Consider the following 19362-nt stretch of genomic DNA (forward strand, 5'->3'; position numbering starts at 1 on the left):
CGGCTAGTACCAGTTGTGCGATCTCCAATGGCCCCAGGCGCCGCACGGCCTGCCGTATCTCCCCTTGATGTAGGCCAGGCCCCAGCGGATCTGCGTCTCGGGGTTCGACTTCCAGTCGCTGCCCGCGCCGCGCATCTTGCCGGCGGGCAGGGCCTGCGGGATTCCGTACGCGCCGGACGAGTGGTTGAGCGCCCGGTGGTTCCAGTTGCTCTCCCGGGTCCACAGGTTGTCCAGGCAGCGGAACTCCTGGTAGTTCCACGCCCGCTGGACGACATGGCCCAGGGCGATCTTCTTGTTCCTGCCGGCGGGTCGCACGGCCGCCATCTTCGGCTGCGCCGACGTGGTCCAGATCCGGGTCTTGATCGGTGGCCCGGATTCGGCCAGAGCCGGTGCGGTCGTCCCCAGCGCGGTGAACGCGGTGACGGAGATGAGTGTGCCGCTGATCGCGCGTTTGCTGTCCAAATCGATCCTTGCGCTCAGGTCGCGTGCGGACGGGCGCCAAGAGCAGGCGCCCTGCCGGTCCGCGTCCGTGGCTCGGACGTGGAGGGTCCGCGCGGCCCTCCGGGATTTCTGCGTCCGCCCGATCCAACTGGGTGGCCCGGAGGGCACCACGACGTGTCCTCAAGCACGATTCCTAGTACGCGCCGTCACCGCGGGACGCACATCAGGACACGCGCAGGACAGGTGTTTGTGTGATCGTTGCGGATAAAAGGGCCGCTCGCTGGAGCGGGTTTGCCCGGTCCGCCGGCCATATGGTGGACCCTTGCCGAGAAATGCGGACAAGCCTGGGGTTTGGCCGGGCGCCAACCGTGGGAGTGGGGGCTCGCGAGGCGCGACACGGCGACGTCCGGCCAGGTCGCGGGGGTGTGGCCGGTGGCCCGGTTCCGGCCCAGTCCCGCTTCTGTAGGGTCGGGTCATGAGCCTCTCCGAGATCCCGCTCCGCACGCTCGCCGACGCGCCCACCTCGCTCGCCGAGCTGACCGGCGGCAAGCCCGCCCTCGTCGTCAACGTGGCCTCCCGCTGCGGCCTCACGCCGCAGTACACCGGCCTCGTCAAGCTCCAGGAGCAGTACGGCCCCCGCGGCTTCACCGTCATCGGCATGCCCTGCAACCAGTTCGCCGGCCAGGAGCCGGGCACGGCCGAGGAGATCGAGCAGTTCTGCGCCACCACGTACGGCGTGGACTTCCCCCTGCTGGAGAAGGCCGACGTCAACGGCCCCGACCGGCATCCCCTGTACGCCGAGCTGACCCAGGCCGCCGACGGGCAGGGCGAGGCCGGCGACGTGCAGTGGAACTTCGAGAAGTTCCTGCTCGACGGCGAGGGCCGGGTCGTGGCCCGCTTCCGGCCGCGGACCGAGCCGCAGGACACGGCCGTCACCGCGGCGATCGAGCGGCTTCTCTAGCAGCCGGGCCCGCCTCCCGCGCGGTGGCTCGGGCGGCGACCTGATCGATAGATACGAAGAGTAGTGGGACGAACGCGTGATGTGTCCGTGTCGCTGGGTATCGACCAGGTTGTCGACTGATGTCCCATGGAGCGCGTGATGACGATCAATCCATACGCGGGATCGCCCTTCAGCTATGTCGCCGAGCCCGCCGCGGCTCCGTACTCGATCGTCGAGCTGATGCCCGGCGTGCGCAACCTGTGCGAGTACGTACGGCTGGCTCCGGGCGAGCGGGTGCTGCTGATGATGGAGCACACCATCGATCCGGTCGTCGTGCAGGCCATCGCGGCGGCGGCGGCCCTGCGCGACGCGGACGTGCGCATCCTGTCGGTGCCCCCGTTCAGCGCCGGAGGATGGGATCGGCAGGCGTCCCTGGAGATCGAGACGGCGGCCTTCCACGAGGCCGACGTCGTGATCAGCGGCACCTGGTGGGGCGAGGTGCACACGGCGCCGCTGTTCTTCGACCAGATCAAGTCACGTTCCTCCCGCTTCCTGTCCCTGCACATGACCGCGACCGCCGGGGCGCTGCTGACCGGCGGCCGGCTGCCCGCCGAGGTGTTCTACGCGCTGTTGCGGCGGGCCCTGCGGCAGCTCTCGGCGGCGGGGTCGATCAGGGTGACGTCCGCGCGGGGGACCGACGTCACCTTCTCCGGCCTGGCCTTCGACCCCGACCCGGGGGCGTTGCGGTCCGGCGACTGGCGGCCCTTCCCGTACGGAGGGGCGAACTTCTGGCCGACCGAGACCGAGGGCGTGCTCGTCGTCGAGGACTGCACGGTGACCGGCGTGCCGGAGGAGCCCCTGCGCATCACGCTCGAAGGCAACCTGGTACGCAAGATCGAGGGCGGGGCCGCGGCCGCCCAACTGCGCCGCTACGCCCCCGGCGGCCTCTACATGCGCCACGGCCTGTTCGGGCTGAACCCGAAGGTACGCCTCGCGGGCGGCACGCAGTTCGAGCGCGAGAAGCACGCGGGGGCCTTCTACTGCGGCCTCGACGGACTGACCGACGGCGTGCCGGTCACGTCAGGGCCCGGCTTCGCGCACTGCGACTGCCAGGTGGACCGGCCGACGGTGGAGGTGGACGGCGAGCTGTTCGTCGAGCACGGACGGCTGCTGATGCTGGACGAGCCGGAGATCAGGGAGGTCGCGGCCCAGTTCGGCCCGCCGGACGTGGTCCTCGACGACAACCCGGTGATGATCCTCCCGCGCCGCTACACCGGGGCCGGGTAGCCGGTCGTCCTCGCGGGCCCGATCAAGGGGGCCCGATCAAGAGGGCGCGGTCAAAGGGGGCGCGGTCAGCGGTGTGGGCCGCAGCTGCCGCGGATGATCAGCTCCGTGGGCAGGACCACCGAACGGGGCTTGCGGGCGCCCGAGCGCAGCACCAGTTCGGCCGCCCGGTAGCCCATGTCGCGGCCGGGCTGGGCGATCACCGTGAGCGGCGGGGAGCACAGCTCGGCCCACGGCACGTCGTCGTACATCACGAGCGAGACGTCTCTGGGCACCCGCAGGTCCAGCTCTCTGGCCGCCAGCACCGCCGCCTCGCCGAGCACGTTGCCCCCGGCCACCACCGCCGACAGGTCGGGACGGCTCTGGAACAGGCCCGAGGCGGCGGCGTAGGCCGAGTCGCGGCTGCCGGTGCCGAACACGACCAGCTCCTCGTCCACCGGCGCCCCCACCGCCTCGCCGAACGCGGCGGCCCGCCGGTCGTGGCCGGGGCCGCCGAGGAAGGCGATGCGCTTGTGGCCCAGCCCGCGCAGGTAGCGGACCGCCGTACGGATGCCCGCCCGGTCGTCGGCCACCACGGACGGTGCGTCCAGCGGCCGCGAGCGCGGCGCGGCGGACAGGCCGTCGAGGAGCATGAGGTCGTGCACCGAGCGCACGGCCGGGTCGTCGCCGGAGGAGGGCCCAGAGGAGGGCCCAGAAAAGGGCCCAGAGTAGGACACGGGGGAAGGCGGGGCGGGCAGGTGGTCGGCGAAGACCACCGTCATGCCCGCGCGGATCGCCGGGGCCCAGGTCTCCTCGTCGCCGGAAGGGACGGCGATGAGCCGGTCGACGCTCTGCTCCAGGAGCATGCCGATCAGCTCGGCCTCCTGCTCGGGGTCGCCGCCCGTGGACCCGAGCAGGACCGGCTCGCCGGCCGAGCGGGCGCAGGCGAGCACACCCTCGGCGAGCTGCGCGTAGAAGGTGTCGGTCAGGTCGGGGACGAGCAGGCCCATGCCGCCGGTGCGGCGCTGGCGCAGGTTGCGCCCCAGCGCGCTGGGGCGGTAGTCGAGCTGCGCGGCCACGGCCAGGACGCGCTCTCTGGTGTGCGGGCTGGCCGAGCCGCCCGAGAGCACCCTGGACACGGTCGCGACGCCCACGCCGGCCGCCTCGGCCACATCCTTGATGGTCGCCCGCTTGTCCATGGAAACGATTCCATCATGGTTTCCGCGGATCCGGAAGACGCCAGGAACGACAAGGGCTGGTCACACGGTAACCCTTGACACGGATGTCCGTTTCGGGTGAGATGCTTGAAAACGTATCCACGTGAGTGGGGACTCGGTACCAACGTCCGGGCCACAGCCCTGGAGCGCGAAGGAATCCCATGGCATCCATCGTTCTGACGAACGTCGACAAGGTCTACGCCGGTGGCGTGAAGGCCGTGAACGGGCTCAACCTTGAGATCAAGGACGGCGAGTTCATGGTGCTGGTCGGCCCGTCCGGTTGCGGTAAGTCGACCGCGCTCCGGATGATCGCCGGCCTGGAGGACATCAGCGGGGGCGAGATCTCGATCGGCGACAAGGTCGTCAACCACCTCCCGCCCAAAGACCGCGACATCGCGATGGTCTTCCAGAACTACGCGCTCTACCCGCACATGACGGTCGAGGAGAACCTCGCGTTCGGCCTCAAGCTCCGCAAGATGCCCAAGCCGGAGATCCAGAAGCGGGTCCACGACGCCGCCAAGATGCTCGGCCTGGAGACCTACCTCAAGCGCAAGCCGGCCGCGCTCTCCGGTGGTCAGCGCCAGCGCGTCGCCATGGGCCGCGCGATCGTCCGTGAGCCGCAGGCGTTCCTGATGGACGAGCCGCTGTCCAACCTCGACGCCAAGCTCCGCGTCTCCATGCGCGCCTCGCTCAACCAGATGCACGAGCGCCTCGGCGTCACCACCGTGTACGTCACCCACGACCAGGTCGAGGCCATGACCCTCGGCGACCGCGTCTGCGTGCTCCGCGACGGTCTCCTCCAGCAGGTGGACACCCCGCAGAACCTGTTCGACAAGCCGGTCAACCTGTTCGTGGCGGGCTTCATGGGCTCGCCCTCGATGAACTTCGTCACCGCCGAGATGGTCCGCGGCGACGGCGGCGCGGCCGTGGCCTTCGCCGACATCAAGCTGCCGATCCCCGAGTCGGCCTTCGCCGACAAGCCCGGCCTCGACCAGTACATCGGCAAGAAGATCATCCTCGGCATCCGCCCCTCCGACTTCGAGGACGCCGCCTCGGCCGGCAACCACGCCAACAGCTGGGCCACCCTGCCGGTCAAGGCGGAGGTCACCGAGGAGCTGGGCTCCGAGATCAACGTGCTGTTCCTGATCGACGCCCCGCCGGTGGAGCACAAGGACACCGTCGCCGCCGCCGACACGGGCGACGACGAGGAGGCGCAGCTCCCGCTGTCGGGCGACAAGTCCCTGTGGACCGCGCGCGTCAACGCCCGCAGCCACGTGCGTCCCGGCCAGCACATCGACCTGGTCCTCGACACGCACAACCTGCACTTCTTCGACCCGACCTCGGGCCTGTCGATCGGCCACGAGGCCAACCGCTGAACCGCTGACCTCCGTTCCCGGCCGTGGGCGACGCCCACGGCCGTCCCGGGCCCCCACCGCGACCCCCTCCCGCGGCGGGGGCCCATCCTCCTCCACGGCGCCGCCTGGCGGAGGTGCGGCACGGTCTCATGCGCGGTCTCAGCGGCCGATGCGCTCGGACACCATCGCCTGCAACCCGCGCGGCACGAGCCGGCCCACCGCCACAATGATCTTGTAGCGCAGGTCGGGGACCGACACCCGCTTGCCCAGCGCCAGGTCGCGCATCGCCGCGCGCACCACGGCGTCGGCCTTCAGCCACAGGAACCCGGGGATGCCCGAGGTGTCCATCGAGGCCCGCTGGTGGAACTCGGTGCGCACGAAACCGGGGCACAGCGCCATGATCTTGATGCGCGGGTTGCCCACCTCGTGCGCGGCGGACTCGCTGAAGTTCACCACCCACGCCTTGGACGCGCTGTAGGTGCCGCGCGTGAAGAACGCCGCCACCGACGCCACGTTGACGATCGCCCCCCGGTCGCGCTCGCGCATGCCGGGCAGCGCCGCCAGCGTCAGCCGCAGCACGGCCTCGCAGTGCACCTTGAGCATCCGGGTCTCGCGCTCCACCGGCACGTCGGGGAAGTGGCCCGCGTTGCCGAAACCGGCGTTGTTGACCAGCAGGTCGACGCCGTCGCGGATGCGCGACTCGACCCGGGCCAGGCCCTCCTCGGTGGCCAGGTCGGCGGGCAGCACCTCGACGTTTCCGCCGTACCTGAGTTTGAGCTGGTCGGCGACCCGGGCGAGGCGGGCTTCGTCGCGCGCCACCAGGACGAGCGAGTACGCGTCGGCGGCCAGGCGCCGGGCGAAGGCGGCGCCGATGCCGGCGGTCGCGCCAGTGATCAATGCGGTAGGCATGCCTGAACCCTAACGTCCATGGCAGGATGAGCGTCGTGCGCCTCGTCGTGGCCGTGTTACTCCTCGCGTCCCTGCTCGCCTGCGCCTCCGACCCACCGGCCGCCCGGCCTGCCCCAACGGGCGGATCCGCCGCGCCGTCAACCGCCGGGGCGCCCACGGACTCCCAGCAGCCCGGGAAGCTGCGCTTCACGGAGATCGCCGAGCTGGAGCAGCCGGTGGCGATGGCCGTGCGCAAGGGCGACGACCGGCTCTACGTCGCCGAGCAGACCGGCCGCCTGCGCACCTCCGACGGCGCGACGGTGATCGACCTGTCGCGCGAGGTGAGCACGGGCAACGAGCAGGGGCTGCTCGGCGTGGCCTTCCACCCCACCGGCCGCTGGGTCTACCTCGACTGGACCGACGCCCAGGGCGACACCCACGTCACCGAGTGGGCCTACGACGGCACCCGCGCCACCGCCCGGCGCGACGTGCTCGTCCAGGACCAGCCGTACGCCAACCACAACGGCGGGCAGCTCGCCTTCGGCCCCGACGGTCACCTCTACATCGGCCTCGGCGACGGTGGCAGTGCGGGCGACCCCGAGGGCAACGGCCAGGACCTCGGCACGCTGCTGGGCAAGATCCTGCGCATCGACCCGCGCGGCGACCCGTACGAGGTCCCCGAGGACAACCCGTTCACCGGCCGGGCGGGGGTGCGTCCCGAGATCTGGGCCTACGGCCTGCGCAACCCGTGGCGGTTCACCTTCGACCGCGCCACCGGCGACCTGTGGATCGGCGACGTCGGCCAGAACGCCTGGGAGGAGGTCGACCACCAGCCCGCCGACTCGGAGGGCGGCGAGAACTACGGCTGGAACGTGCGCGAGGGCAACAGCCCTTACCGCGACGGCGGTGGTGACGACCTGGTCGACCCGGTGATCGTCTATCCGCTGAACGAGGGCGGCAACTGCTCGGTCATCGCCGGGCACGTCTACCGCGGCCAGAAGATCCCCTGGTTGCGCGGCCGGTTCCTGTACGGCGACTTCTGCGCCGGCTGGGTCAGGGCCGCGCCCGTGGCCGACCTCGACGACGCGGCCGAGGTCGGCGAGGTCGATCAGCTCTCCTCCTTCGGCGAGGGCCCCGACGGCGAGCTGTACGCGCTCAGCCTGCAGGGTCTGCTGTATCGGATCGAGCCTGCCTGACCCGTTCGATCAGATCCTCCACCTGGCCGTTCAGCTTCGCGCCCCGGGCCCAGCCCGCGTAGTGGGTCAGGAAGACCACCACTTCGCGCAACTCGGCCTCGCTCAGCTCGCCAGCGCGCAGGGCCACGTCGAGCTGGACGTCCGTCATCTCGTGCAGTCCCTGGCCGACGAGCAGCCCGAGAAGGAGCAGGCGGCGCTCCCTGATCGACAGGACCGACCGCGACCAGACGTCGGCGAACTGGCGCTCGGCCGTGATGCCGAACGAGTCCATGGTCTCCATTGCGGGTTCTGTCATTGTTCGCTCCGGGTGTCGAAAGGGATCCTCATATCTTTCGCTACTTCCTGGGATGAACCAATGGGGGTTGCATGAACGTTGTAGCGGGGCGTCCCCGGCCCGGATTCCAGCCACTTGTTGATCTGTAACAAGTAAAGCCAAGGTACGGCCAAGATTTGGTCAAGATTTTTCACCGCTCATCCGGCTCATTCCACCTGAAAGCGGGCACAACAACTCCGTTGGTCCGTGAAGCGGAGGTAAGCCCGTGGTGAGCCTGGTGAGAACGGCACGGGTGTTGACCGCGCTCATCGTCGCAGCCCTGGCGCTGTCCGCGTGCGGGCAGCCGGAGTTCACCTACGTACGGGACAGGGGCGGCACGACGTACTTCAAGGTGCCCGCCACGTTCACGCAGCTCGACGCGTACCCGATCGAGTTGTACCTGTCCGGTGACCACCCCAACTCGCAGGCGGCGCTCCTGCGCGCCCAGCGGGTGTGGTCGACGGCCTTCGACCGGTCGGCGGACCCGTCGGTCGAGCACCTGCTCGGCTCGGCGGAGCCGTTCGTCTACGCCACCGTGCACCAGCTCACCGCGGAACAGCGCGACACGGTCTCGCTGAACGGGCTGCGCGACTTCGTCCTCCCGGTGACGGAGCAGGTGCGCCTGCGATACGTACGGCAGGCCCTGGAGGCGAACCAGCTTCCGCTGTTCAACCGCTTCGAACCCCTCAGCGACGAGGTGCTGACCCTGGACGGCGGCGCGCGGGGCGTGCACGTCCGCTTCAACTACCAGATCGGCGCCGAGGTGCAGACGTTCGACCACACCGCGATCCTCGACGAGAGGGGCGCCACGGTCTCCGTCATGCTCATCGGCTGCCGGTCGGCCTGCTTCAGGGCACGCGCCGCGGAGTTCGACCAGATCGCGAGTTCTTTCAAGCTGCTCCGGCTGCCCGGATGAGGGAGCGCCAGTGACCAGGACGATCGACCGCGAAGGGCTGCGCGCCCCCGGCAGCGGGCCCGCCGATTCCGGCACCGCGGCCAGGACGGGGATGCGGTGGTGGGATCGGAGCAGGCTCCTCGTCCTCCTCGTGCTGGCCTACCTCGTCCTGACCTGGAAGGTGATGGCCGACTTCGAGGGCATCGTCACCTTCCCCGAGGCCGCCGGGCACGCCGCGCTGGGACACCAGTGGATCTTCTGGCTGCTCGGGGCGGAGGCCGTCAGGCAGGCGCACTTCCTCGTCGGTGCGCACTGGCCGGGCTACCACCGCTTCTGGAGCCACGGGGTTTTCGGCGGGTTCGGACGTTGGACGCGCCGCCGCTTCGGCGACTGGACGCGCTTCCTTCTGGCGCGGGCGTTGAAGATCGTGTTCCTCGTCGTGCTGTCGGCCCTGGCGCTGGGGGCCCTGCTGGAGGTCAGCCCGTTCACCGCGCTGTTCCGGGCGTCGGGGCTGCTCTGGCGGGCGCCGCCGGTCATCGTGGCGGTCGTCCTCCTGCTCGCCTTCTTGATCGGTCTGTTCTGGGTCCTGTCCAGGGCGGGGGTCGAGACGTACCACCCTGACGACGTCAGGACCCGCTTCACCGACGTGTGGGGGCAGGACCACGTGGTCGAGCGCCTCCGGGAGGACATCGTCTTCCTGGAGCGGCCCGGCGAGATCGAGCGGCGCGGCGGGTACGTGCCCCGCGGCCTGCTGCTGTGGGGCCCGCCGGGCACCGGCAAGACCCTCATGGCCGAGGCCGTGGCCGGAGAGACCGGCAAACCGTACGTGTTCGCGGGGCCCGGCGCGTTCACGGGCCTCGGCTCTCTCAAGGTCAGGTCGCTGTTCAGAAGGCTGCGCAAGCTGGCGCTCCGGTACGGCGGCGTGATCGTCTTCCTCGACCAGGCCGACTCCCTCGGCAGGCGGGGACGCCCGGCCCGGCAGGGCCCGTCAGGACCTGCCGACGGCCCGGCCGGTTGCCACGGGATGAGCTACCTGTCCGAGGCCACCCGCCAGATGCTCGCGTTCCGTGGTGGGCGGCCCGGCGAGGAGGAGCCCGGCCGGCGTGACCGTCTCCTCCCTGGCGGGCTACTCGCGGACAGCGGCGACACCGGCACGCTCCAGGCGCTGCTCACGGAGTTGTCCGGGCTGAAGCGGCCGCGCGGGTCCGTCAACCGGTCCGTGCGGCGGCTGCTGGGCATGCGGCCGAAACCGCCGCCCGAATACCGCATCCTCGTCGTGATGGCCACCGACCGGCCCGACGCGCTCGACGAGGCGTTGCTGCGGCCGGGCCGCATCGACCGCATCTATCAGGTCGGCTACCCGTCCAGGGCCGGGCGGGTGCGGACATATCAGGGGTATTTCGGCAAGGTGTGGCACGAGCTCACCCCCGGGCAGATCGACAAACTGGCCACGATCACTCCCCACGCCACCGGCGCCACGATCAAGGACCTGGTCAACGAGTCGCTCATGACCGCCGTCCGGGCCGGCCGCGAGGTCGTCACCTGGTCCGACGTGCTGCGCGCCAGGCGGCTCAAGCAGCTCGGGCCGCCCGAGGCCGCCGAGTACATCGACCGCGAACGGCACGCCGTGGCCGTGCACGAGGCGTGCCACGCCGTCGTGGCGTACGCGACCCGCCGCCACCTGGAGATCGACGTCGCCACCATCGAGAAGGGCGCCGACCACCTGGGCCTGGTCGCCTCGATCAAGCCCGAGGACCGGTTCACCCGGTGGAAGTCCGAGCACGAGGCCGACATCATGGTCTCCCTGGCCTCGCTGGCCGGCGAGCGGATGTTCTTCGGCGAGGACAGCTCCTCGGGCGTCTCCGGCGACCTCTACTCCGCCACGTACCTGACGGCGCTGATGGAGTCGTCCTGGGGGATGGGCGTGGGCGTCGCCTCGCTGCCCGCGCTCCAGGAGCTGGAGATCGCGGGCGGCGGGGCCGTGCGGGGGGAGCGCGTCGAGGGCGACCTCGCGCGGCTGCTGGAGAGGGCCGGGCGGCTGCTGGAGGAGCACCGCAGGGAGGTGCTCTGCCTGGCGCACGCGCTGGAGGCGTACAGGACGCTCGACGATGACGACGTGGTGGCGGTCATCCGCCGCGAGCGCGGGCCGCTGGTCGACGGGACCGTGTACGCGTCCGAGGAGCTGTACCGGGAGCTGGAGGACTATCACCGGGACGCGGCCAGGGCGCACAGGGAGCACGGCACGATCGGTCGCGATCTGCCCAGGTATCCGGCGCCCCCGGCGCGCTCGGCACCGGTCGGGACGGCGCCGGTCGGGGCGCCACCGGGCAGGACGCTGCCGGGTGGGACGGTGCCGGTCGGGGTGGTGCCGGTCTCGTACGGCGGGCCCGGTGTGCGGACCGTGCACGCCGTGCCGCCCGGTCAGCCGCCACTGCCGCTCGCGCGGTCCGACAGGCCGGACTTCGTCCCCTGGGGGCCCGTCGCGCCGCCCTCGTCTGTGTCGCCCGTCGTGGTCGGCGCGTCCGGACCCGCCGCGTACGCCGCGCCGCCGCGACGGGACAGGACCGGGCGCCGGGGTGCGGGCCGGGTCTGGGTGGTCGTCGTCAGCCTGCTCGGGCTCGTGGCGCTGTCGATCATCGCCGCGCTGGCCGTGACGGGCACGCCGAGCGGCACCGGCTCCGGGGCGGGCGATTCGTCCGGGGTGGCCTCGCCGGGGCTGCTGTTCCTGCTGTTCGTCATGATCGTGGCGGTGATCGTGGGCGGCGGGCTGGCGTTCGTCGCGATCAAGGGCGTACGCACGGCGCAGGCCAGGGCGGAGCGGGAACGCGACCAGGCCCACGCCCGCGCCCAGCTCCTGGCCGCCGCGATGGACCCGGACACGGCCATGCGCCTGCTCGGCTACGACGGCAACGGCACCGGCCACCACACCTGACGCGCGGGCTTGGGGCTCGCCGGAGCCGGGTAGCACCTGCGACGACACGAGTTCGCGCCCGCCGGCAGTCGCCGCTCCCCACGACGGCCCGCACGACATGGAGCCATCGAGTGGACGTAACCGCCGCGGTGTGGTGGCTGACGATCCTGGCAATCGTCGGGTTGCTGCTGTTCGACTTCGTCTTCCATGTCCGCCGGGCGCACGTCCCCACCCTGCGCGAGGCGTCGCTGTGGTCGGCCCTGTACGTCGGCATCGCACTGCTGTTCGGCGTCGGCATCTGGCTGCTGGGCGGCTCGGAGTCCGGCGCCGAGTATTTCGCCGGTTACGTCACGGAGAAGGCGCTCTCGGTCGACAACCTCTTCGTGTTCCTCGTCATCATGTCGAGCTTCAAGGTGCCGCGCGCCGACCAGCAGAAGGCGCTGCTGTTCGGCATCGTCTTCTCGCTGGTCGCCCGCACCGGGTTCATCCTGGTCGGCGCGGCGCTGATCAACATGTTCGCCTGGGTGTTCTACCTGTTCGGCCTCATCCTGCTGCTCACGGCGGGCAACCTGCTCAAGCCCGAGGGCGAGGAGAGCCACTCCCCGGACAACCTCATGGTCCGCGCCGCCCGCAGGCTGCTGCGTACGAGTGACGAGTACGACGGCGACAGGCTGTTCACCGTACGGGACGGCCGCCGCGTCATGACGCCCATGCTGCTCGTCATGATCGCCATCGGCGGCACCGACATCCTGTTCGCCCTCGACTCGATCCCCGCGATCTTCGGCCTCACCCAGAACGTCTACATCGTCTTCACCGCCACCGCGTTCTCCCTGCTGGGCCTGCGCCAGCTCTACTTCCTCATCGACGGCCTGCTGAACCGCCTCATCTACCTCAGCTACGGCCTGGCCGTGATCCTCGGCTTCATCGGCGTCAAACTGATCCTGCACGCGCTGCACGAGAACAACGTCGCGTTCATCAACGAGGGCGAGCCGGTGAAGGTGGTCGAGATCAGCACCGGCCTGTCCCTGATGGTGATCATCGGTGTCCTGGTGGTGACCGTGGTGGCCTCGCTGGCCAGCCCCAAGGGCCGCGCCCAGAACACGATCTCCACCGTGCGCCGGCACGCCCAGGAGTACCTCGACGTCGAGCGAGACCCGCAGGTGCGCGAGGAGATCTTCCGCCGGCTGCGCGCCGGGGAGGAGCAACTGGGGAGGCTGCCGGGGGCGTACCGCGAGCGCGTCCGCGCCGACGACAGGCTCACGAACCTGCTGCGCCGGGCCCACGAGGAACACGAGCGCGCCACGGGCTCCTAGGCCGTCGCCGGTACGGCCATCCGGATCCCCAGGCGGGCGATCGGCTCGACCAGCTCCTCCTCCTCGTACGCGAAGTGGGAGGTGAGCACGTCGGCCAGCCGGTCCACCCTGGCCCTGACCCGGTCGATGCGCCCGGGATCGCGCAGCAGCTCCATGCACGCCTGGTCCAGCCGCCCGAGCAGCTCGGCGATCACCTCGTGCTCCTGCCGCAGTTTCTTGATCACCGGCGCCAGCGCCGGGTCGCTCTCCAGGACGGCCGGGAACAACGACTCGTCCTCGACCGTGTGGTGCACGGTCAGCAGCCGGTGGAACGTGGCGCAGAACGTGCCGAGCGTCCAGTGGTTCTGCCGCACGCTCAGCCGGTCGACCGCCGAACCCTGCGCGGTCGTGTCCGGCCGGGCCGCCGCCACCTGCTCCACCGCGTCGCGGACCTGCCGCAGCTCCTGCCGGTAGCCGTCGTGCACGTGCACCAGGTGCCGGCCCAGCCGCTGCTGCTCGGGGGTGAGCGCCGCCGGGTCCCGCCTGGCGGCGCGCGGCCGTCCGGCCTCGTCCAGGTCCCGCAGCTCGGCGATCGTGACGGGCCACGCGGCGGGCTCGGGCGCGGGCCCGCCGCGCTCACCGGCCACCGCCTCGCGCACGGCCGGGGCCACCTCTTCCGCGAACGTCCGCAGGTCCCGCTCGGCCTCCACCCCCGGCGCCAGCACGAACCCGGTCATCCCCGCCCCGAACACCAGCTCCGTGAGCTGCTCGGCCCACAACGAGGCGGGCCCGTCGAGGAAGCCGGGCCCGGGCAGCGGCGAGAACGAGCCGCCCACGTTGTACACCTTGCGGATCGAGGCCGGATCGCGCCCCGCGTCCTCGGCCGCCGCGTCCAGCAGCCTCGCCTGCGCGGTCACCGCCTCGGGCGGGCTGTGGAAGGAGGAGGTCAGCCAGCCGTCGCCCGTCCGCCCGGTCAGCTCCAGCATTCTGCGCCTGGTCGCGCCGATCCAGATGCCGATCGGGTGCGCGGGCAGCGGGCCAGGCCGCGCGCCGCCGAGCCGGTAGTGGACGCCCTCGAACACCACGGGCTCGCCCGGCGTCCACAGGGCCCGCAGCACGGTGACGGCCTCGGCCAGCGCCTCGATCGACTCGCCGGGCGAGAGCCGGGGCCCGCCCATCCCTGCGATCGCGTCCCAGAACGCGCCCGCGCCCAGCCCCAGCTCCACCCGGCCGCCGCTGAGCAGGTCGAGCGAGGCCGCGGCGCGCGCGAGCACGGCGGGCGGCCGCAGCGGCAGGTTGACCACGTCGGGGACCAGCCGGATCCGCTCGGTACGCGCCGCGACGGCCGACAGCAGCGTCCAGGTGTCCAGGAAACCGGCCTGGTACGGATGATCCTGGACCCCGACCAGGTCGAGGCCGAGCCGGTCGGCCAGCGTGACGTGGCGCAGCAGCCGCTCCCGCCCGGCGGCCTCGGGCGACAGGAACGCGCCGAACCACAGATCGTGCATGACAATCCCCCCGAATCGCCCCCCCGAACTCGATGGTCGCACGATGCCGCGAACCGCTTCCCGCTGCCCCACGTCTTAGGGGTGTGCATCGACTCGCCGCGCCCGCGCTCCTGCTCGCCCTCCTCCTGACGGCCGCCTGCTCCGACGAGGTGATCTGCACGGCGATCGGCACCCCGGTCGGCGTGTCCGTCAACGTCAAGGCGCCGCTGGCGGCGCGCGCCGAGTCCGCCGAGATGGAGGTGTGCTGGGACGGCTCGTGCGAGCGGACGCGGGCCGACCTGTACCCGTCGACCCGGCCGGGCACGCAGACCTGCTCGGGCGACTCCTGCGGGGTCTCGGCCGTGCCCACCGCTGACAAGCACGGGTTCGGCGACGTCCAAGGGCTGCCCAAGCGCCAGGTGCAGGTACGCCTGACGCTGCGGGACGCCGGATCCGAGCCGATCCTGGAGCGGACGGTGGCCGTCACCCCGAAGGGCCGCTTCCCCAACGGCCCGCGGTGCGGCGAGGGCGGCCCGAACGCCGTGCTCACGGTCGAGGCCGACGGCACGCTCCGGGAGTCGGCCGATTAACACGGCGTTCACATTCGGGCAAAACCCGGGAAACGGCCATCCGGAAGACTCGGCGTGGCTGAGAAGAACCCCGAAAGGACCGACGTGAGCTACAAGGCTGAGTACATCTGGATCGACGGCACCGAGCCCACGGCTCTGCTGCGCTCGAAGACGAAGATCCTCGCCGACGGAGCCGAGCCTCCGGTCTGGGGCTTCGACGGCTCCAGCACCAACCAGGCCGAGGGCCACTCGTCGGACCGCGTGCTCCGCCCGGTGTTCACCTGCCCCGACCCGATCCGCGGCGGCGACCACGTTCTCGTCCTGTGCGAGGTCGAGGAGATCGACGGCGAGCCGCACGCGAGCAACACCCGCGCCCTGCTGCGCCCCGTCGCCGAGCAGTACGCCGACCAGGACTCCTGGTTCGGCATCGAGCAGGAGTACACGTTCTTCAAGGGCAGCCGCCCGCTCGGCTTCCCCGAAGGCGGCTTCCCCGCGCCGCAGGGCCACTACTACTGCGGTGTCGGCGCCGAGGCCGTGTTCGGCCGCGAGATCGTCGAGCTCCACCTCGACCGCTGCCTCGCCGCCGGGCTGAAGATCTCCGGCATCAACGCCGAGGTCATGCCGGGCCAGTGGGAGTTCCAGGTCGGCCCGGCGGGCCCGACCGAGGTCGCCGACCACCTGTGGGTCGCCCGCTACCTGCTCTACCGCACCGCCGAGGAGTTCGGCGTCGAGGCCACCCTCGACGCCAAGCCCGCCCGCGGCGACTGGAACGGCGCCGGCGCGCACACCAACTTCTCCACCAAGGCCATGCGCGAGGGCTACGAGGCCATCGTCACCGCCTGCGAGGCGCTCGGCGAGGGCGACAAGCCCATGGAGCACGTCACCCAGTACGGCGCCGACATCGAGCTGCGCCTCACCGGCCACCACGAGACCGCCCCGTGGAACAAGTACAGCTACGGCGTCTCCAACCGCGGCGCCTCCGTGCGCATCCCGTGGCAGGTCGAGGTGGACAAGAAGGGCTACATCGAAGACCGCCGTCCCAATGCCAACATCGACCCGTACGTGGTCACCCGCCTGCTGGTGAACACCTGCTGCGCGGCCCTGGAGAAGGCCGGCCAGGTCTGACCCGGCACCTGATCCGCCACTGAGCGACGGGGCCCCGGCGCGGGGCCCCGTTTCTCATGCCAGCCGGAAGCCCAGGTCGGGGACGATCTCCGCGACGTCCATCTGCGCCTTCTGCAGCCTCCCGGAGTGGTCCCAGTTCATCGCCTGCCAGCGGGTGAACTGGTCGAGCACCCACACGCCGGACTGGCGGCTGCCGTTGCCCGACTTGCCGTTGCCGCCGAACGGCAGGTGCGCCTCGGCGCCCGAGGTGGAGTTGTTGACGCTGACCATGCCGGCCGAGACGCCCTCGCGGAAGCGGAAGGCGTGCTTGGGGTCGGTGGTGTAGATGGAGCTCGACAGGCCGTAGCCGGGCAGGTTGGCCAGCTCGATCGCCTCGTCCATGGTCGCGAACGTGGTCACGCCCACGATCGGGCCGAACGTCTCCTCCATGAACAGCCGGTCGCCCGGCCGCACGCCGTCGACCACGACCGGGTGGTAGTAGAGCCCCTCGCCGCCGTCGAAGCCGCCGCGCGGGTTGTCCTTCGTGATGCGGCCGGTGGGGCCGGTGACGACCCGCTGGTGGGGCTGGATCCAGGTCAGGTACTCCTCGTATCGGTCGGCGAACTTGCCGTCGAGCAGCGGCCCGGCCAGCACGTCTGTGGTGGGGTCGCCGATGCCGGCCGCGTCCACGGCCCGCGCGAACCTGTCGAGGAACGCGTCGTGGACGCTCTCGTGCACGATCACGGTGCCGAGACTGGTGCAGCGCTGACCGGCGGTGCCGAAGCCGGAGAACAGCGCGCCCTCGACCGCCAGGTCCAGGTCCGCGTCCGGCATGATCACCATCGGGTTCTTGCCGCCCAGCTCCAGGCAGGCCGACTGCAGGTGGCGGCCGGTCAGCTCACCGATCTTGCGGCCCACCTCGCTGGAGCCGGTGAAGCCCACCTTCTGCACGCTGCCCTCGCCCAGCGCCAGCTCCAGGCCGCCGAACGTCTCGGCGCCGTCCGCGAAGACGAGGTTGAGCACGCCGTCGGGCAGGCCCGCCGCCACGAACAGCCGGAACATGGCGTGCGCGGAGGCGGCGGCGTACTCGGCGGGCTTCCAGACCACGGCATTGCCGCACAGCAGGGCCGGAACGAGATACCACGACGGCACGGCCACCGGGAAGTTGCCCGCCGTGACGACCGCCGCGACGCCGACCGGGGTGCGGAAGGTGAAAAGGTTCTTGTCCGGCATCTCCGACGGGACCGTCTGGCCGTACAGCCTGCGGCCCTCGCCCAGGAAGAAGTCGCACGTGTCCACGATCTCCCTGACCTCGCCCAGCGCCTCGGCGTACGGCTTGCCGATCTCCTCGGTCACCAGCCGGGCCAGCGCCTCGGCGTTGGCCTCCACCAGCCGCCCGATGGAGGCGATCACTCGCCCGCGCACCGGGGCGGGCACCCTGGCCCACTCGCGTTGCGCCTCCTTGGCGGTGCGGCAGGCGGCGGCGAACGTGCCGGCGTCGGCCAGCCCGATCCGGGCCACGACCTCGCCGGTGCGGGCGGGGTTGACGGACTCGTACGTCGCGGTGCTCGCGGCGTCCTTGCCTCCGACGATGGAAACGATCTGACGGCTCACCGGTGCCCTCCTCATAGTTCCTCCGGACAGACAACCATCCCGCAGGAAAAAACCCAAGGTCGCGCGGTGCGACGGCGCGGATCGCCGGGCGGCCGCGGGGCCGCGCGGGACCGGGCCGTCGCACTGCGGGAATTCGTCGGGCCGGGGCGGCCGGATTTCCCTTCGCCGGGGTGTGCCGTGCCCGGGAACGCCTTTCTCGGAATGGACCTCGGCAATACAGCCGCCCCTTTGGCCCTGGTGTCAACTCCGCATCAACTCGTTTGTTGACTCGTGTGACGAATGATGAGTTCGGCGATCCTGCCCGGCAGCCCCGGCGACAGGAACGAGTGGCCCATCCCCTCAATGGTCTCCAGTCGCGCGTCCGGGATCTGGGCGGTCACCGCGGCGCCGTGCGGCAGTGGGCGCAGGGGATCCTCGGTGCCGTGCACGACCAGCGTGGGGGCCCGTACGGTGAACAGCGGGACACACCGGTCCTTGGTCATCACGCGCCCTGCCAGGTCGTGGTTGGCCGCGGCGGCGGGGTTCGCGGAACGGTCGAAGGACTCCTCGGCCAGGCGCCGGGCCGCCGCCTCGTCGAAGGGCAGCACGTCGCCGTTCAGTACCCGCCAGGTCTCCATGTTCGCCGCGATGATCTCCTCGCGGGTGGCCCGGGGTGCGGTGGCCGAGCGCGCGAGGTGCTGGATGAAGCGGGGTGCGGGCGGGGGCAGGTCGTCAGGGTTGGGGTCCCGCCCCGCCAGCGCGCGTGCCCAGGCGGGCCCGGCGTCGGCGCCCAGGGGGCCGGACATGATGACGGTCAGGGTCGCCACCCGCTCGGGGCGGTGTACGGCCAGCCACTGGGCGATCGCGCCGCCCAGTGAGGCGCCGGCCACGTGGGCGCGGGTGACGTCGTACGCGTCGAGCACGGCGAGCGCGTCACCGGCCAGGTCGGCCAGCGCGTACGGGTGCGCGGTGAAGTCGACGCAGTCGGAGCGGCCGGTGTCACGGTGGTCGAAGCGGATCACCTGCCGGTCGCTGGACACAAGGGTTCCCACGAGTTCGGCCGGCCAGCCCAGGCCGGGGGTGGAGGTGCCCATGACGAGCAGCACCACTGGGTCACCGGGGTCGCCGAACCGTTCGGTCCACAGCCGCACATTTCCGGAGCTGATGAATTTCCCGTCGATGGCGATCATGGACATCAATATATCGACTTATTTGAATTTTGCGATCAAATACTTCATTTCCAATATTTACAGCGAGCGAGCCGGAACGGACGATTCACCCATATCCCACGCGAAGCAGACTGCAAGCCGGCCGTGCAGTCAGACCGCGAAGTCAAGCCGTGAAGTCAGGCCGTGAAGTCGGCGAAGTCGAAGCCGGGCGAGACGATGCAGGTCACCAGCACCTCCTCCGCGCCCGCCGGACGCGCCGACTGCCACACCCCACCCGGCACGATCGCCTGCGGCACCTGCCCGCGCTCGACGTCGGGCCCCAGCGTGACCGTCTCGTCCCCGATCGTCAGATCGAGCGGCCCGCCCCGGTGCCACAACCACAGCTCCGCGGACCTGACCGCGTGCGGCACCGACTCCTCGCCCGGCCGCAACAGGAAGTAGATGGCGGTGGCGCTGGCCCGGGGCCCGGGGTACCCGTCGGGCGCGAACGTCACGGGCGACCGCCACGTCTCGCGAAACCAGCCACCCTCGGGATGGGGGAGCAGGTCGAGCGCCTCAGCCACGGGCGGGCGGGTGACGAAGGCGACAGGCGCGCCGGTGACGTCCCTGCGCAGGAAACGATCGCCGTCGAGGACGAGCTGCCCGTCGAGCGCGCTGGCCAACGCCGCCGCCTCGTCGGGCACCTCGACGGACGGCCCGTCAGGATAGATCGACAACTCCACAGGCAGA

Annotated in this window: 17 protein-coding genes; 9 read left to right on the forward strand and 8 right to left on the reverse strand. The window is 71.1% G+C overall.

Features of this window, described 5'->3' with window-relative positions:
- Window positions 1-3 precede the first annotated feature (3 nt).
- Entirely contained in the window at window positions 4-462 is a 459-nt protein-coding gene (locus ABD844_RS43055) for an aggregation-promoting factor C-terminal-like domain-containing protein (protein ID WP_344892247.1), read from the reverse strand.
- Window positions 463-916: 454 nt separating this feature from the next.
- On the opposite strand from ABD844_RS43055, the gene ABD844_RS43060 reads away from it, so the two are divergent.
- The gene (locus ABD844_RS43060) at window positions 917-1402 is read left to right on the forward strand and encodes a glutathione peroxidase (protein WP_344892250.1); all 486 of its coding nucleotides are present in this window, start codon (window positions 917-919) and stop codon (window positions 1400-1402) included.
- Between the two features lie 138 nt (window positions 1403-1540).
- Window positions 1541-2668, forward strand: coding sequence for a 2,5-dihydroxypyridine 5,6-dioxygenase NicX family protein (locus ABD844_RS43065; RefSeq protein WP_344892253.1), 1128 nt, complete (start codon window positions 1541-1543; stop codon window positions 2666-2668).
- A 65-nt stretch (window positions 2669-2733) separates the two neighbouring features.
- On the opposite strand, the gene ABD844_RS43070 is transcribed toward ABD844_RS43065, so the two are convergent.
- A complete protein-coding gene (locus tag ABD844_RS43070; protein WP_344892256.1) occupies window positions 2734-3843 on the reverse strand; it encodes a LacI family DNA-binding transcriptional regulator in 1110 nt (369 codons plus the stop codon).
- 179 nt (window positions 3844-4022) lie between these two features.
- Between ABD844_RS43070 and ABD844_RS43075 the strand changes: the two genes are divergently transcribed.
- A complete protein-coding gene (locus tag ABD844_RS43075; protein WP_344892258.1) occupies window positions 4023-5237 on the forward strand; it encodes an ABC transporter ATP-binding protein in 1215 nt (404 codons plus the stop codon).
- Window positions 5238-5375: 138 nt separating this feature from the next.
- Here ABD844_RS43075 and ABD844_RS43080 read toward each other — a convergent pair whose 3' ends face one another.
- Entirely contained in the window at window positions 5376-6125 is a 750-nt protein-coding gene (locus ABD844_RS43080) for an SDR family NAD(P)-dependent oxidoreductase (protein ID WP_344892261.1), read from the reverse strand.
- A 26-nt stretch (window positions 6126-6151) separates the two neighbouring features.
- On the opposite strand from ABD844_RS43080, the gene ABD844_RS43085 reads away from it, so the two are divergent.
- Window positions 6152-7300 carry a PQQ-dependent sugar dehydrogenase gene (locus ABD844_RS43085; RefSeq protein WP_344892264.1) on the forward strand — a complete coding sequence of 383 codons (1149 nt, stop codon included), beginning with the start codon at window positions 6152-6154 and terminating at the stop codon, window positions 7298-7300.
- Here the strand turns inward: ABD844_RS43085 and ABD844_RS43090 are convergent.
- Window positions 7260-7595: a carboxymuconolactone decarboxylase family protein gene (locus tag ABD844_RS43090; protein WP_344892267.1), complete on the reverse strand. Its 336-nt coding sequence runs from the start codon at window positions 7593-7595 to the stop codon at window positions 7260-7262. The genes ABD844_RS43085 and ABD844_RS43090 overlap by 41 nt on opposite strands.
- Before the next feature lie 247 nt (window positions 7596-7842).
- On the opposite strand from ABD844_RS43090, the gene ABD844_RS43095 reads away from it, so the two are divergent.
- The 3 genes from ABD844_RS43095 to ABD844_RS43105 all read left to right on the forward strand — a co-directional run bounded on the left by ABD844_RS43095 (window position 7843) and on the right by ABD844_RS43105 (window position 12732).
- On the forward strand, window positions 7843-8529 hold the full coding sequence (locus ABD844_RS43095) for a hypothetical protein (RefSeq protein ID WP_344892270.1): 687 nt from the start codon (window positions 7843-7845) through the stop codon (window positions 8527-8529).
- A 10-nt stretch (window positions 8530-8539) separates the two neighbouring features.
- Complete coding sequence (locus tag ABD844_RS43100; protein ID WP_344892273.1) at window positions 8540-11440, forward strand: AAA family ATPase; 2901 nt, start codon at window positions 8540-8542, stop codon at window positions 11438-11440.
- Between the two features lie 110 nt (window positions 11441-11550).
- On the forward strand, window positions 11551-12732 hold the full coding sequence (locus ABD844_RS43105) for a TerC family protein (RefSeq protein ID WP_344892278.1): 1182 nt from the start codon (window positions 11551-11553) through the stop codon (window positions 12730-12732).
- Here the strand turns inward: ABD844_RS43105 and ABD844_RS43110 are convergent.
- Complete coding sequence (locus tag ABD844_RS43110) at window positions 12729-14219, reverse strand: LLM class flavin-dependent oxidoreductase (protein ID WP_344892281.1); 1491 nt, start codon at window positions 14217-14219, stop codon at window positions 12729-12731. The genes ABD844_RS43105 and ABD844_RS43110 overlap by 4 nt on opposite strands.
- Before the next feature lie 83 nt (window positions 14220-14302).
- Between ABD844_RS43110 and ABD844_RS43115 the strand changes: the two genes are divergently transcribed.
- Both ABD844_RS43115 and glnII read left to right on the forward strand, forming a co-directional pair.
- A complete protein-coding gene (locus tag ABD844_RS43115; RefSeq protein ID WP_344892284.1) occupies window positions 14303-14788 on the forward strand; it encodes a hypothetical protein in 486 nt (161 codons plus the stop codon).
- 84 nt (window positions 14789-14872) lie between these two features.
- Complete coding sequence (glnII, locus tag ABD844_RS43120; protein WP_344892287.1) at window positions 14873-15892, forward strand: glutamine synthetase; 1020 nt, start codon at window positions 14873-14875, stop codon at window positions 15890-15892.
- A gap of 54 nt (window positions 15893-15946) precedes the next feature.
- On the opposite strand, the gene ABD844_RS43125 is transcribed toward glnII, so the two are convergent.
- The 3 genes from ABD844_RS43125 to ABD844_RS43135 all read right to left on the reverse strand — a co-directional run bounded on the left by ABD844_RS43125 (window position 15947) and on the right by ABD844_RS43135 (window position 19355).
- Window positions 15947-17485 carry an aldehyde dehydrogenase family protein gene (locus tag ABD844_RS43125; protein ID WP_344892290.1) on the reverse strand — a complete coding sequence of 513 codons (1539 nt, stop codon included), beginning with the start codon at window positions 17483-17485 and terminating at the stop codon, window positions 15947-15949.
- Window positions 17486-17736: 251 nt separating this feature from the next.
- Window positions 17737-18654 carry an alpha/beta fold hydrolase gene (locus tag ABD844_RS43130; RefSeq protein ID WP_344892293.1) on the reverse strand — a complete coding sequence of 306 codons (918 nt, stop codon included), beginning with the start codon at window positions 18652-18654 and terminating at the stop codon, window positions 17737-17739.
- Between the two features lie 155 nt (window positions 18655-18809).
- Entirely contained in the window at window positions 18810-19355 is a 546-nt protein-coding gene (locus ABD844_RS43135; RefSeq protein ID WP_344892296.1) for a cupin domain-containing protein, read from the reverse strand.
- Between the last annotated feature and the right edge of the window lie 7 nt (window positions 19356-19362).

The organism is Nonomuraea antimicrobica (genome assembly GCF_039536965.1).
GTDB lineage: Bacteria > Actinomycetota > Actinomycetes > Streptosporangiales > Streptosporangiaceae > Nonomuraea > Nonomuraea antimicrobica.

Excerpts from the sequence above, each read along its gene's own strand:
- ABD844_RS43060 (WP_344892250.1), top strand. The coding sequence starts at position 917 with ATGAGCCTCTCCGAGATCCCGCTCCGCACGCTCGCCGACGCGCCCACC.
- ABD844_RS43065 (WP_344892253.1), top strand. The coding sequence starts at position 1,541 with ATGACGATCAATCCATACGCGGGATCGCCCTTCAGCTATGTCGCCGAG.
- ABD844_RS43070 (WP_344892256.1), bottom strand. The coding sequence starts at position 3,843 with ATGGACAAGCGGGCGACCATCAAGGATGTGGCCGAGGCGGCCGGCGTG.
- ABD844_RS43075 (WP_344892258.1), top strand. The coding sequence starts at position 4,023 with ATGGCATCCATCGTTCTGACGAACGTCGACAAGGTCTACGCCGGTGGC.
- ABD844_RS43080 (WP_344892261.1), bottom strand. The coding sequence starts at position 6,125 with ATGCCTACCGCATTGATCACTGGCGCGACCGCCGGCATCGGCGCCGCC.
- ABD844_RS43085 (WP_344892264.1), top strand. The coding sequence starts at position 6,152 with ATGAGCGTCGTGCGCCTCGTCGTGGCCGTGTTACTCCTCGCGTCCCTG.
- ABD844_RS43090 (WP_344892267.1), bottom strand. The coding sequence starts at position 7,595 with ATGACAGAACCCGCAATGGAGACCATGGACTCGTTCGGCATCACGGCC.
- ABD844_RS43110 (WP_344892281.1), bottom strand. The coding sequence starts at position 14,219 with ATGCACGATCTGTGGTTCGGCGCGTTCCTGTCGCCCGAGGCCGCCGGG.
- ABD844_RS43130 (WP_344892293.1), bottom strand. The coding sequence starts at position 18,654 with ATGATCGCCATCGACGGGAAATTCATCAGCTCCGGAAATGTGCGGCTG.